This is a genomic window from Thermoanaerobacter sp. X514 (assembly GCF_000019065.1).
In the GTDB taxonomy this organism is placed as follows: domain Bacteria; phylum Bacillota; class Thermoanaerobacteria; order Thermoanaerobacterales; family Thermoanaerobacteraceae; genus Thermoanaerobacter; species Thermoanaerobacter pseudethanolicus.
Genome location: NC_010320.1, coordinates 683,077 through 697,796, shown reverse-complemented (window position 1 = coordinate 697,796; position 14,720 = coordinate 683,077). Strand labels below are relative to the sequence as shown.

Genomic DNA, 14,720 nt, shown 5'->3' with positions numbered 1-14,720 from the left:
CAAGTCAAAGGTCTTGCCCTCCGGAAATATAAACCTGGAGGATAAAGCCAGGTAATCACAATAGATTACCGTGATGATGGCTTTATCTTTCGGCTACTCCCCTTTAACGTAAAGAATAATCTAGTTTTTTATTTTCAATACTTATTATATAATAAAAAATACTTTTTGTAAAAATGGATCTATTCGTAAAATCAAGATTGGATTGACGTTGGCGCACCTATTGTCTTTTTCTTTTTTAATGTGTTTTTAAGGTCTATTGCCTCATATACATCTTCATCTATCACATCGCTGAATTTTTTAAGTTCATTAAGTGGCAAATCTTCAATAGCTAAGTTTCTCTCTATTGCGTATAAAACGACTTTGCCTGCAATTTCATGGGCAGTTCTGAAAGGGATACCCTTTGACACGAGATAGTCCGCAAAATCTGTGGCATTCATATAACCATATTTTGCGGCTTTTTCCATGTTGTCAGTCTTTACTTTAATCGTCTTTATCATCTCAGTAAATACTTTCAAAGACATTTTTAAAGTGTCTATTCCATCAAACAAAGCCTCTTTATCCTCCTGCATGTCTTTGTTATATGCAAGAGAGAGTCCTTTCATCACAGTAAGTATTGTAATCAAATCGCCGTAAACCCTGCCGGTTTTACCCCTTATTAATTCTGCTGCATCGGGGTTTTTCTTTTGTGGCATCATGCTGCTTCCTGTTGAGAATCTATCGTCCATTTCAATAAAATCAAATTCTTTGGTGGACCACAAAATTAATTCTTCACAAAACCTACTTAAATGCATCATTGTTATAGAGGCAAAGCTTAAAAATTCTATTACAAAGTCTCTATCGCTTACACCGTCCATACTATTTAAAGTTATATCATCGAACCCTAAAAGGGAGGCTACATATTTTCTATCAATATCAAATGTAGTACCTGCAAGAGCACCTGAACCTAAAGGCATTACATTGACCCTCTTGTACATATCCTCAAGCCTTGATAAATCTCTTTTAAACATTTCAACATAGGCAAGAAGATGATGTCCAAAAGTCACAGGCTGAGCCCTTTGCAGATGCGTATATCCCGGCATAATCGCCTTTTTATAAGTTTCAGCCATTTCTTTTAAGGTATCTATAAGTTTTATTAAATCCTCTTTTATTTTGTCTATCTCATCTCTTAAATAAAGCCTTTCATCTGTCGCAACTTGGTCGTTTCGACTTCTTCCTGTGTGAAGTTTGCGCCCTACATCGCCTATTTTCTCAGTTAAAAGCCTTTCAACATAAGAATGAACATCTTCATCATTTGGTATCTCTCCAACATTGGTTTCATCAAGAATTTCCTTTAACCCTTTTTCTATTAAATTGAGTTCATCTTCTGTCAGCACTCCAGCTTTATAAAGTCCTTTTGCATGGGCAATTGAGCCTAATATGTCATGCTTTAAAAGCCTAATATCAAAAGAAATGGAGGAATTAAACTCCTCCATTAGTTTGTCCGTCTCGCTTTTAAACCTACCTCCCCACAGCTTCATCCATATCCTTCCTCTCCATTTCCATCAACGCCTTAATTTTTAAAGAAAGCCCAAAGAGGTTTATAAATCCTTCTGCGTCTTTTTGGTTGTAGACTTCGTCTTTGCCAAAAGTAACAAATTCCTGATTATAGAGAGAATAAGGGGATTTTACTCCTGCGTTTATGACATTTCCTTTATAAAGCTTTAGCCTTACAACACCCGTTACATTTTTTTGCGTTTCCTCCACAAAAGCGTCTAGCGCGGCTTTAAGTGGTGAAAACCACAAACCGTTGTAAACAAGGTCTGCATATTTCTGCGAAACCAAATCCTTAAACCTCATTGTTTCCTTATCAAGCACAAGATATTCAAGTTCTTTATGAGCAGCGTAAAGCAGTGTCCCTGCAGGAGTTTCATAAACACCGCGAGACTTCATTCCTACAAGTCTATTTTCCACAAGGTCGGCTATTCCTACGCCGTTTCTTCCTGCAATTGCGTTTAATTCTTCTATTAATTTGACAGGTTCTAAGGCTTTGCCGTTTACTTTCACAGGTATGCCCTTTTCAAATTCTATAAGCACATATTCTGGCTTATCTGGGGCTTTGTCAGGTGGAGTGATTATATCGTAAAGGTCACTTTTAGGCTCATTCCACGGGTCTTCAAGGTCGCCACCTTCATGGCTTACATGCCACAAATTATTATCGACACTGTATATTTTTTCTTTAGTAACAGGAATTGGAATCCCTTTCTTTTTGGCATAGTCTATTTCGTCTTCCCTTGATTTTAAATCCCATATCCTCCACGGGGCTATGATTTTTATTGACGGGTCAAGAGCATGTATTGATACCTCAAACCTCACCTGGTCATTGCCTTTTCCTGTTGCACCATGAGCTATTGCCTTTGCACCCTCTTTGTGGGCAATTTCCACAAGTTTTTTAGCAATTAAAGGCCTCGCCATAGAAGTGCCTAAAAGGTATTTCCCTTCGTAAACAGCACCAGCCTTTAAAGTAGGAAATATATAATCTTTAACAAATTCTTCTTTTACGTCTTCAATATACACTTTGCTGGCACCACTTGCCAAAGCTTTATCTTTTATATATTTAAGCTCTTCCCCCTGTCCTACATTAATGCAAGCTGCTATTATCTCACATTCATAGTTTTCTTTAAGCCACGGTATGATTACTGATGTGTCAAGCCCTCCTGAATAAGCAAGTACTACTTTTTCACCTTTTAACATTTTTAAACACTCCTTACAAAACCAAATTTTTGACATTATCTTTTTGTATTTCTTCATATTCGTTTATAGATAAAATAGACAAACCATTCACATTTACTTTTGCTACAGCATTTAATGCCGCCTTTATAGTATCCATAGAGGTAAATAGAGGAATTCTGTATTCTACCGCTGTCCTTCTCAGTTTAAATCCTGTATTATCAGGTTTTTTGCCTTTTGTCGGTGTATTTATTACCGCATCAAAATATCCATCCTTCAGTAATTTTATTGCATTATCAAGAGATATCACATTTACATGAATGCCCATCAAACTCAAATATTTACCTGTCCTATATGTGGCATATATCTCATACCCTAAACTCTGCAATTTTTCAACCAAAGAGGGCACTTCTTGAAAATCTCTTTCCGCTATCGAAAGAAGTATTTTCCCTTTTTTAGGTATTTTAAGACCCGCTCCTTCTAAGGCTTTGTAAAGAGCCCCTTCATAGCTTAAATCTATACCCATTATTTCTCCCGTTGATTTCATTTCAGGACCTAATGAAACCTCAGCATCTGTCAATTTTTCCATAGAAAATACAGGAGCTTTTACAACCGTATATGGGGTCTGCGGCCATAAACCGCTTTTATATCCTAATTCTTTTAGCTTTTTGCCCAAGGCCACTTCCACTGCCAGTTTCACCATAGGTACACCTGTTGCTTTGCTCATAATAGGTACAGTACGTGAAGCTCTGGGATTTACTTCTAACACGTATACAGTACCTTCTTTTACAGCAAATTGAATATTTATAAGTCCTTTTACATTTAAAGCTTTTGAAATCCTCTCTGTATATTCGATAATAGTGTTTATCTCCCGTTCAGACAAATTTCTTGCAGGATATATTGAGAAACTGTCCCCTGAATGCACTCCAGCTCTTTCTATATGCTCCATTATTCCGGGTATTAGCACACACTCACCATCTGACACCGCATCAATTTCTACTTCTCTTCCATCTATATATTTATCTATTAAAATAGGTTTGCCTGGAGATATTTCTGTCGCATGTTTTACATAGTCAATCAGTTCTTGAAGTGTGTTAACTTTTTCCATAGATTGACCGCCTATAACATACGAGGGCCTTACAAGAAGTGGAAAACTGAGTTTTAGCGCAATATCTTTTGCATCTTCTACTGTCAAGGCATAATCGCCTTTAGGTTGATTGATGTTTAACTCTTTTAAAAGTTTTGAGAACTTTTCCCTGTCCTCACTTATATCAATGCTTTCATAGGAAGTGCCTAATATTTTTACTCCGTTTTTGACTAACCCTTCTGTAAGATTTATTGCTGTCTGGCCGCCAAACATTACCATTACACCAAGTGGTTTTTCTTTTTCATATATGTTTAAAACATCCTCCAATGTAATAGGCTCAAAGTACAACCTGTCTCCTGTGTCAAAGTCTGTGCTGACAGTTTCAGGATTGTTGTTTATTATGATAGATTTAATTCCAGCATCTCTTAAAGCCCACAAGGCTTTAACAGAACAGTAATCAAACTCAATTCCCTGACCAATTCTTATAGGACCAGAGCCTATTACAATTACTTTTGGTATCTCATGGATCTCAACTTCGTCTTCTTCGCCATAAGTTGAATATATATATTGTGTGACGGATTCAAACTCCGCTGCACAGGTATCTACCATTTTATAGGAAGGGTATATGCTATATTCTTTTCTTAATGCTCTCACATCTTCTTCTTCAATTCCCTTTATTGTCGCAATTTCTCTGTCTGAAAATCCCATTCTCTTTGCTTTTTTAAGAATTTCTTCGCTTAACTCATTTTTCTCTATTTCTCTTTCCATATTTACAATATTTAAAAGCTTGTTTAAAAACCATTTGTCTATTTTTGTAACCTCGTTTATATAATCAATATCTATATCGCGGCGAAGAGCCTCTGCTATATAAAACAGCCTCATATCATTAGGAACTGATATTCCTTTTAATATTTCTTCTGTTTTCATCGCTTTTACATTGTTTAATCGAAGACCATAAGCTTTTATCTCTAATGACCTTACGGCCTTCAAGAGGGATGCTTCAAAAGACCTTTCTATTGCCATTACCTCTCCTGTCGCCTTCATCTGGGTACCTATTTTTCTATCAGTAGTATAAAATTTGTCAAAAGGCCATCTTGGTATTTTTGTTACAACATAATCCAGCGCGGGTTCAAAAAATGCAGTTGTTTTACCCGTTACCGGGTTTTTTATTTCATCAAGTCTAAGCCCTATTGCAATTTTTGCAGCAACCTTTGCAATAGGATAACCTGTCGCTTTTGATGCCAGTGCACTTGAACGACTAACCCTTGGATTTACTTCTATAACATAGTATTTGTGGCTCTCAGGGTCAAGTGCAAATTGAATATTACATCCTCCCTCAATTTTTAAAGCCTTGATTATTTTAATGCTTGCACTTCTTAACATTTGATATTCATAGTCTGACAAAGTTTGAGTTGGTGCTACGACTATACTGTCTCCAGTATGAACACCCACAGGATCAAAATTTTCCATGCTGCAAATCGTAATGCAATTATCATCTGCATCCCTCATTACCTCAAACTCTATTTCTTTCCATCCGTATAGTGATTTTTCAACAAGTACTTCTCCCACCATACTCTTTTTAAGACCTAAACTTACAATCGAAATAAGTTCTTCGTCATTGTGGGCTATGCCACCTCCTGTACCCCCAAGGGTATAAGCAGGTCTTATTATTAAAGGATAACCGTAATTTTTAGCAAATTTAAGTGCATCCTCTATATTTGTGACGGTGACACTTTCAGCGACTGGTTCCCCTATTTCCTGCATTTTTCTTTTAAAAAGCTTTCTGTCTTCTGCAGTTTTTATTGATTCAAAAGAAGTTCCCAAAAGTTTTACATTGTATTTGTCCAAAATCCCTTCTTCTTTGAGTTTGACAGCAAGGTTGAGCCCTGTCTGTCCTCCTAAAGTAGCAAGAATTCCATCGGGTTTTTCTTTCGCTATTATTTTTTCAACCACGCAAACGGTAGGATTTTCAATATAAACAATGTCTGCTATATCAGTGTCAGTCATTATAGTGGCTGGATTGTTGTTAACTAAGACAACTTGCAGCCCTTCTTCTTTTAAGGATTTGCAGGCCTGGGTTCCTGAATAATCAAATTCTGCGGCTTGCCCTATTATAATAGGGCCTGAGCCTATTACCAGAACCTTATTAATATCTTTATACTTCGGCAAAATAAGACCTCCTTTTGTAAACCATGACTATATCCATGAATTTATCAAAAATATCTGTTGAATCACGGGGTCCAGGACATGCCTCAGGATGATATTGTACAGAAAAAACTGGCAGAAACTTATGCATAATGCCTTCTACTGTTCCATCGTTTAAGTTTATATGGGTAACAGTTATCTTGTCTTTATCTATTGATTCCTCTTCAACAGCGTATCCGTGGTTTTGAGAAGTTATATAGTCTTTATTTGTCAGTAAATCTTTAACAGGTTGATTTGCACCTCTGTGGCCGAATTTCATTTTTACTGTATTGCATCCAAGAGCGAGCGCTATTATCTGATGACCTAGGCATATCCCCAACACAGGTTTTATACCTATAAAGTGTTTAGTAAGTTCTATTGCATAAACTGCATCTTTAGGGTCACCCGGTCCATTTGAAAGAAATATTGCATCGGGATTTATTTGCATAACATCATCATAACTTGCATTGTAAGGAAACACATAAATGTCAAATCCAACTGAATTTAGCATTTTTAAAATACTCTTTTTTGTGCCAAGGTCAATAAAGGCAAGTTTTGGACCAATGCCCGCTATACGGTATGACCTTTTTGTAGAAACTTCTTCTAAAAGATTTGTTTGGTCAAATTCTATGTTGTCGTCAGCGTTACAAGTTATAATTCCTCTCATAGTTCCATTTTCTCTAAGTTTTTTTGTCAAGGCCCTTGTATCAACACCTGATAATACCGGTATGTTGTGCTCATCAAGATAGCTCAAAAGCGACTTCTCACTCTGGAAATTACTAGGCTTATCACAATATTCCCGTATCACAAACCCCCTTATATGAGGTTTTTCTGATTGAAAGTCGTATTTGTTAATACCATAATTTCCTATTAAAGGATATGTCATGACAACTATTTGGCCTGCATAGGAAGGATCCGTTATAGCTTCTTGATAGCCTGTCATCCCTGTAGTAAAAACAACTTCTCCATATCCTTTTTTGTTTTTGCTTATTAACTCGCCTTCAAATATGCTTCCATCCTCAAGCTTTAAATAACCTTTCATGCTAAAACCCCATTTCACAAAGTACATCATCCAGTATTATTATCGCCGTATCTATTTCCTCTTCTGTCACAGTAAGAGGAGGAACAAACCTTAAGACATTGTGACTGATACAATTTATAAGTAAGCCTTTTCCCATCGCCTTTGTCACAATATCCGAAGCCTCTTCCATATCCATTTCGCAGCCTATCATAAGTCCTTTCCCTCTCACCTCTTTTATGACACTGTGTTTCTCCTTTAAACTTTCAAGTTTTCCCTTGAAATACTCACCTTTTTGAGCCACACTATCTAGAAAACCTTCCTTTGTTATTTCTTTCATAACCGCAATCCCTGCAGCACAAGCTAAAGGATTTCCGCCAAATGTGGAGGCATGGTCTCCTGGTGAAAAAACTGATTTATCTTCTTTTGCGACAATAGCTCCTATTGGGAACCCCCCTCCCAATCCCTTTGCCAAAGTCATAATGTCAGGAGTTATACCGTAATGCTCATATCCAAAAAGTTTTCCCGTCCTTCCTATACCTGTCTGAACTTCGTCTATTATAAAGAGGATGTCATTTTCATCACATATTTCTCTTACTGCCTTTATATACTCCGGTGTAGCTTCATGGATACCACCTTCGCCTTGCACTACTTCCAGCATAATTGCACACACTTCATCATCAATTGCTTCATAAAGAGCGTCAATATCATTAAAAGGTACATATTTAAAACCAGAAAGAAGTGGTCCAAAACCCTTGTGATACTTTTCTTGGCCTGTCGCTGTCAATGCCCCAAAAGTTCTTCCATGAAAAGAATTTTTGGCAGATATAACCTTATGCCTTTTATCACCGTACTTTAATGATGCATATTTTCTAGCAAGTTTTATAGCACCTTCATTTGCTTCTGCGCCACTATTTGCAAAAAATACTTTGCCTCCAAATGAATTTTCCGCAATTATCTTTGCAAGTTCTATTTGATTCTCATTCCAATAAAGATTAGAACAGTGTATAAGTTTTTCAGATTGATTCTTTAGAGCATTAACTAATGCTGGATGACAGTGCCCCAGTGAATTTACTGCAATACCTGCAATAAAATCCAGATAGACATTTCCTTTGTCATCCCATACTTTTGTCCCTTTTCCCTCTACCAAGGTAATAGGGTATCTGCTATAAGTATTCATTAGATATTTCTTATCCTCAAAGGTTATCATCGTCAAAACATTCCTTTCCTATCATAGTACCTATGCCTTCATCAGTAAAAATTTCAAGAAGTAGTGAATGTGTAAGCCTTCCGTCAATGATGTGAGCTCTTTTTACACCATTTTCAACAGCTTTTATGCAACATTCAAGTTTTGGTATCATCCCACCGTTTATGCGTCCCGAATTCATAAATTCTTTTGCATGCTCTAAGTCCATTCGGGATATTAGGCTGCTTTTATCGTTTATATTTGATAGAATTCCTTCGACATCCGTAAGTAAAATTAGCTTTTCAGCCTTTAATGCTTCTGCAATTTTCCCCGCGGCAGTATCTGCATTCACATTGTATGTTTTGCCGTCATCTCCGAAAGATGTCGGTGCAATAACAGGTATATATCCTTTTTCCAGCATCATTGTTATTACATCTATGTTTACATCTACAATTTTTCCTACGTATCCTATGTCGCCGTTTGAGGTATCTTTTTCCGCCTTTAAAAGTCTCCCATCTTTCCCGCTTACGCCAATCGCCTGGCCCCCTAGTTCATTGATCAAGGATACAATTTCTTTGTTGATACGACCTGTCAGCACCATTTCAACAATCTCCATCGTGGCCTCGTCGGTAACCCTCAAGCCATTTACAAACTTTGATTCTATACCTAGCCTCTCCAGCATCTTATTTATTTCTGGTCCACCGCCATGTACAACTATAGGATTTAATCCTACAAATTTCATCAATACAATGTCCTGCATTACCATTCTTTTTAAATTGCAGTCTAACATTGCACTTCCACCGTATTTTATTACAACTGTCGTGCCGGAGAACTTTTTAATGTATGGGAGTGCTTCTATTAAAACCTGGGCTTTTGCGATTTCGTCGCCATATTTTTGCCTTCTAATCATGTTCTATAACTCCCGTTAATTTTTACATAGTCATAGCTTAAGTCGCACCCCCACGCAGTTCCGCTATATTCCCCGGCCTTCATATCTACGGTTACAGTAATCTCTTTTTCTTTTAAAATTTCTTTGGCTAAAGCCTCATCAAAAAAGATGTAACCTCCGTTTTCACAAACTTTAATTTCTCCTTTCATGCTTTTTAAATATATATCAACTCTACTTGCGTCAAAATCTGCTCCTGAATATCCCACTGCCGCGAGAATCCTTCCCCAGTTGGCATCTTCACCAAATATAGCTGTCTTCACAAGATTTGAGTTTACAATAGACTTTGCAGCTAATCTTGCATCTTTTTCAGTTTTTGCATTTATTACATTTACTTCCATGAACTTAGTTGCTCCTTCCCCATCCTTCACAATAAGTTTTGCAAGAATTTTATTCACATGCTCTAAGGCTCTATAAAATATATCAAATTCATGAGTCCCCTCTTCTATTGTTTTGTTTTGCGCTTCCCCATTTGCAAGTATTATCGCTGTATCATTTGTGCTCATATCTCCATCAACAGAGATCATGTTATAAGTTTTTTCTACTGTTTCCTTAAAAGCCTTGTCTAATGCAACTTTAGTTATACTCGCATCTGTAAGTATAAAAGAAAGCATTGTCGCCATATTCGGATGTATCATGCCTGACCCTTTTGCAAACCCTGTCATTATAACAGTTTTGCCCTCTATCACAAACTTGGCTGTTACGCCCTTTAAAAAAGTATCTGTTGTCATTATAGCTTCAGCCGCTTGGTACCCACCCTCTGTTGAAAGATTTTCTGCCGCAGCCTCAATCCCTTTTAAAACTTTTTCCATAGGAAGAGGTACACCAATCACTCCTGTCGAACATACCAGCACATTTTCTTCATCTATTTTAAGAAGTTGTGACACTTTTTTTGCCATGTTAATAGCATCTTCCAGCCCCTTTTCTCCTGTACAGGCATTGGCATTGCCACTGTTTACAACAATTGCCTGCGCTACTCCTTTTTTTATTCTTTCCATATCAAGAATGACTGGTGCCGCTTTAACTTTATTCGTTGTAAATACAGCCGCTGCATTTGCCACTTTTTCTGAATATATGAGTGCGACATCTTTTTTGCTTTTTTTAATTCCTGCAAAGATACCCGAAGCCAAAAAGCCTTTCGGCAGTTCTATGCTTCCTTCTAAAATCTCCAACTCTTCCATTATCAAATCCTCCAAATCCCTTTTTTTGTTTGTGTTTTTATCTACGGATATATTGGAACTATATCAAGTCCAGTATTTTCATCTATTCCAAACATAATATTCATATTTTGCACTGCCTGGCCTGACGCCCCTTTAACGAGATTATCAATTGCAGACATGACTATTAAAGTATTAGTACGTTTATCAACCTCAAAACCTATGTGACAAAAATTTGACCCATAAACACTTTTTGTTGCGGGGTAATGGCCAGGTTCCAACACTTTTATAAAATACTCTTTTTTATAAAAATCAGCATAAATGTCATAAACAGTATCAACATCTATATCTTTTTTTAATTTGCAATACATGGTACTTAAAATTCCTCTTGTCATGGGAGCAAGGTGAGGTGTAAACACAACAGACACTGTTTCACCAAAAATTTTTGAAAGTTCTTGCTCCATTTCTGGAATATGTCGGTGTTTTGCAACATTATACGCTTTTATGTTTTCATTGCATTCTGCATACATATTGTTTTGGGATGGACTACGACCTGCCCCTGATACGCCTGACTTTGAATCAACAATTATCTTCCCTTCTATTATGCCATTTTTCAAAAGAGGCATAAGCCCTAATATAACGCTTGTAGGATAACATCCAGGATTTCCTACAACCTGAGCCTCTTTTATGTCGTCTCTATAAATTTCAGGGAGTCCATATACTCTTTTAATCCCGTCGTAGCCATCATACTCTCCACTATACCATTCTTTATAGATAGAATAATCGTCAAATCTAAAGTCAGCTCCTAAGTCAATCACTTTTATTCCTTTTTTTACAGCTTCTCTGGCAATTTTTGCAGCATGACCTGAAGGCAAAGCTGTAAATATGACATCACACTCCGACATTGCCCTTTCAAAGTCTACCTCTTCCAACACTTTGTCGCAAAAACCAAGAAGGGATGAATAAACATTCGAAATTGCTATGGTATTATAACTTTGAGAAGAAAGATATTTTATCTCTACTTTTTCGTGTTTTGAAAGTATTCTTATAAGTTCGACTCCTGTATAACCCGTTGCTCCAAATATTCCTACCTTCACCATTTAAAGTGTCTCCCCCTTTTATATCCTCTGCCGTTACTTAATATATATACGCTATAATTTATATTTATGCATATGGTGTTAAAAAAATATTTTTAATGCATAAATACAATATTTAATTTATAATTATACAACTTTTATTTTACATTATACCACCATAAAAAAATTTTTCAAGACTTTTTCATAAAAAAATTTGTGAATAATATAGACATATTTATCACTTAAAATAATTACAAAAACATTGAAGAAGAAAATAAAAAAGAGTAGAGGTTGCCTCCCTTTTGTTTGGTATAATTAAAATGTGTGAAATTCTTTTTAAATGTCTCAAAAGCAGCAAAAATATAAAAAGCGGCCTTGAGCATGGACCGCTTCTTTCTCATTTAATAAAGTTCTATACACACTCTCTTGCCACATTTTTTCAGAATTTGGGCCAGTTCTTCTACTACCTTGAGTTTATCGCTTACGCCTTCCGGCAGGTATGCATTCCGGTGGGCAGGATTAACCGCTCGCCCCACCAGAAATCGGATATGAGTGGAGCGATTGACAAGCAGGTCTGCCAATATTGAAGCTCCGTCCTTCTTTTCCCTCATATCGTCCAAAAAGTGGGGAGAAAAGGAATATATGTTTACAAAATTTCTCAGTATCTCGACACACCTACTTAAAGTTATCAAACCTTCAGTTACGAGGTCTATTCCCTCTATACTACCGACGGGAGGTATCGCCGGGTCGGCATAGTCCCTATTTGTGACTACTTTCCTTCCAGTTTCCCTAGAAACAATATTTGCAGTAGTACCTCCGCAGACCACTTTTTTGCCTTCGCTGTCGATAAGTTTTTTCACAACTTCTGCATCCTTTGACCTATCTTCAGGAGGGCCAACTAGTACCGTGATTAGCTCCGACTTTCTCAAACCTACTCCCAAGACCGTGGTATCATCCCCCGGATTACTGGAATAAAGGTGGCTACACGTTTTGATCAGCTGGTCCACCATTTCCGACACGAAGCATCCACTTCTGTCAAGCCTCTGCAGGTATTCGGCCACATTAGGCCACTGCCATCCCAGGTTCAAGATACCCCCTGCTCCTGCGTGAATAACTCCGTCGCTTACCAGGAATATTTTATCCCCCGGGAAGGCTTCAAACCGGTACTCCAGAATCTTCCTGTCTTCCACCCTCAGTTCCCTGTAAGGTAGCTTAAGAACCTTTCCGTCCCGGATGTAAATCACAGGTGGATTATCAAATTCAAAAAGCCTTCCTTTTCCATCATCGTTAATCTCGAGAATGGAAAAGGTGGAGTAAGCAAGCTGCCGGACGCGGCACACAGGAAGAGTATTAATCAGGGTCCTGACCACTTCTTCTATGGAAGCCCTGTTTTTTATCATAGTAGAAGCAATCCTTACGGTAAGAGTGGAAAGTATACTAGCCTTTACCCCGCTCCCCAGGCCATCGGCCATTACGGCAATTATGCCGTCTTCGGATTGCACAACCTCAACGCTGTCCCCACACAGCTCTTCTCCTTTTTTGGTAAGGCTTTTGGTGAACACTTCAGCAAAGACCTTCATTTTCTTCCCTTCCTTTAACCAGTTCTATAAGCTTAAGGAGCAGCATCTTGCTCTCCGCCGTCGTCTCTCCCAGCAGTCCTGCTATTTCCTGGGCCACGCGCATCTGCCTGTTTATTACTTCCTGGGCCTTCTCCAGGGTCTCCTCCCTAACCCTTTCCAGTTCCATCCTCTGCTTTTCCTGTTCGGTAATATCCTGAATAATCGCCAGTACCAGGTCCTCTTCCTCGATATAGCATATAGTCTGGAGGGTAGTTAAAAAATTCCGGGGATAGTTCACCTTTTTATCCTGCAGGTTAGTTTTATTGGCCAGTACCCAGGCAAAATCCCTGTCGTCGATGACGGTGGAAAGGGGCTTCCCCTGGACCTGTTCCTTTTCAACACCGAACATTTTTTCCGCCGCTCTGTTTATTTCCTTTATATTCAAATTACTGTCTACCAAAATGATGCCGTTCGGGGTGTGGTCTATGATCAGGTTGGCCAGAGATTCGGCCCTGGACCTCATGTAGGGGATACACATGTCCGGCTCCGCCATTCCCCGGTAGACGGCCTCGGCTTTTTTGCGGCAGGAAGGATATCCGCATGCCCCGCAGTTCAGTTCCTTTTCTGGAGTCGTTTTGCCTATTGAAGCCAGTATTTCTCTTATCTCTGATTCGGTTGGCCTAGGCGCTTTAAAGGCCTTCGGCTCGAAAGACCTCCTGAGGTCAATACCCGCCGCAGAAGCCTTTATATCCTCATATCCCTGCTGCTGTTGATTATTTTCTATAAATGAAAGCAACCTTTCCCTTCTTTCATAAAGGGAACTGTCACACGGCATCGAGGGCCCATTGATACAGCCGCCCCTGCACGCCATCATCTCAAAGAGCCGGCCGCTTACGCTTCCGCGCTCCAGGGCATCTAAAAGTTCCATGCAGTCCTCCATGCCGTCTACGACTACGACCTCTCGGGACAAAAGGTCATCCTCCATTGAAGAAGTCTTTAAAAGCCCCCCTGGCAAGGGATAACTCCTAGCAATAAAAGGTTCTAATACATTTTCTCGCTCTCCAAAGTCTACTCCAGCTACCGCGGAAGCTTTCTCATCTATCCAATCGGCCAATTCTTGAAAAGTTAGTACTGCATCTACGTTCCCTAAAACGCTTCTATCTAGGGCTTCAGCTTTTTTGGCAATGCAGGGACCTATAAAAACAACTTTAATGTCCAACCCATATCTTTGCTTCAATGACCTTGCATGAGCAACCATCGGGGAAACCACCGGAGCTAGATTCCTTATAAGTCCTGGATAATATTTCTCTACCAGATTTTTTACAACCGGGCAAGCCGTGGTTATAATGGGACCCTTCTGCCCCTTTTTGATCAAATGCTGGTACTCCATAGATACCATTTCAGCTCCCACCGCTGTTTCCTCAGCTCCATAAAACCCTAGGGCCTTCAGTATGGAAAACATCTCCTGAGGAGAAGTTACGTCAAAGACAGCAGGGTAAGAAGGAGCTATGGAGGCTACAACCTTTTCACCGGCATTTATGAATTCTTTTACTGCATGTAGGTCGTTCCGTATTTTCTTGGCATTCTGGGGGCATTCGATGACACACCTTCCACAGTATATACATAAGCTATCCACAACTTCCGCCTGACCGCCGACTACTTTTATAGCTTTGACAGGACAATGCCTAACGCACCGGTAGCAATTTTTGCAGTTTGCCTTAGATACACTGATTACATCCAAAATCAATCCTCCTCCCATTTACTATTTTTTATAGCTTCTAAATCCTCGCCACCTCCGGCG

General features: G+C 38.7%; 10 protein-coding genes. All 10 read right to left on the bottom strand.

Translation table 11 applies throughout. The features are described 5' to 3' along the window. Window positions 1-191: 191 nt before the first annotated feature. Complete coding sequence (gene argH / locus TETH514_RS03375) at window positions 192-1,517, bottom strand: argininosuccinate lyase (RefSeq protein WP_003868143.1); 1,326 nt, start codon at window positions 1,515-1,517, stop codon at window positions 192-194. Next, complete coding sequence (locus TETH514_RS03370) at window positions 1,498-2,730, bottom strand: argininosuccinate synthase (RefSeq protein ID WP_003868142.1); 1,233 nt, start codon at window positions 2,728-2,730, stop codon at window positions 1,498-1,500. The genes argH and TETH514_RS03370 overlap by 20 nt, the downstream gene beginning before the upstream one ends. 13 nt (window positions 2,731-2,743) lie before the next feature. Next, window positions 2,744-5,962: a carbamoyl-phosphate synthase (glutamine-hydrolyzing) large subunit gene (carB, locus tag TETH514_RS03365; RefSeq protein ID WP_009052165.1), complete on the bottom strand. Its 3,219-nt coding sequence runs from the start codon at window positions 5,960-5,962 to the stop codon at window positions 2,744-2,746. Beyond that, window positions 5,949-7,019: a glutamine-hydrolyzing carbamoyl-phosphate synthase small subunit gene (gene carA / locus TETH514_RS03360; protein WP_012268616.1), complete on the bottom strand. Its 1,071-nt coding sequence runs from the start codon at window positions 7,017-7,019 to the stop codon at window positions 5,949-5,951. Before carA ends, carB begins: the two co-directional genes overlap by 14 nt. Window position 7,020: 1 nt before the next feature. Further along, the gene (locus tag TETH514_RS03355) at window positions 7,021-8,205 is read right to left on the bottom strand and encodes an acetylornithine transaminase (RefSeq protein WP_009052163.1); all 1,185 of its coding nucleotides are present in this window, start codon (window positions 8,203-8,205) and stop codon (window positions 7,021-7,023) included. Next, entirely contained in the window at window positions 8,192-9,091 is a 900-nt protein-coding gene (gene argB / locus TETH514_RS03350; RefSeq protein ID WP_009052162.1) for an acetylglutamate kinase, read from the bottom strand. The genes TETH514_RS03355 and argB overlap by 14 nt, the downstream gene beginning before the upstream one ends. Further along, complete coding sequence (argJ, locus tag TETH514_RS03345; protein ID WP_009052161.1) at window positions 9,088-10,308, bottom strand: bifunctional glutamate N-acetyltransferase/amino-acid acetyltransferase ArgJ; 1,221 nt, start codon at window positions 10,306-10,308, stop codon at window positions 9,088-9,090. The genes argB and argJ overlap by 4 nt, the downstream gene beginning before the upstream one ends. 41 nt (window positions 10,309-10,349) lie before the next feature. Beyond that, window positions 10,350-11,384, bottom strand: coding sequence for an N-acetyl-gamma-glutamyl-phosphate reductase (argC, locus tag TETH514_RS03340; RefSeq protein WP_009052160.1), 1,035 nt, complete (start codon window positions 11,382-11,384; stop codon window positions 10,350-10,352). A 377-nt stretch (window positions 11,385-11,761) separates the two neighbouring features. Beyond that, complete coding sequence (locus tag TETH514_RS03335; RefSeq protein WP_009052159.1) at window positions 11,762-12,940, bottom strand: PP2C family protein-serine/threonine phosphatase; 1,179 nt, start codon at window positions 12,938-12,940, stop codon at window positions 11,762-11,764. Beyond that, complete coding sequence (locus TETH514_RS03330; protein WP_009052158.1) at window positions 12,924-14,660, bottom strand: [Fe-Fe] hydrogenase large subunit C-terminal domain-containing protein; 1,737 nt, start codon at window positions 14,658-14,660, stop codon at window positions 12,924-12,926. Before TETH514_RS03330 ends, TETH514_RS03335 begins: the two co-directional genes overlap by 17 nt. Window positions 14,661-14,720 lie beyond the last annotated feature (60 nt).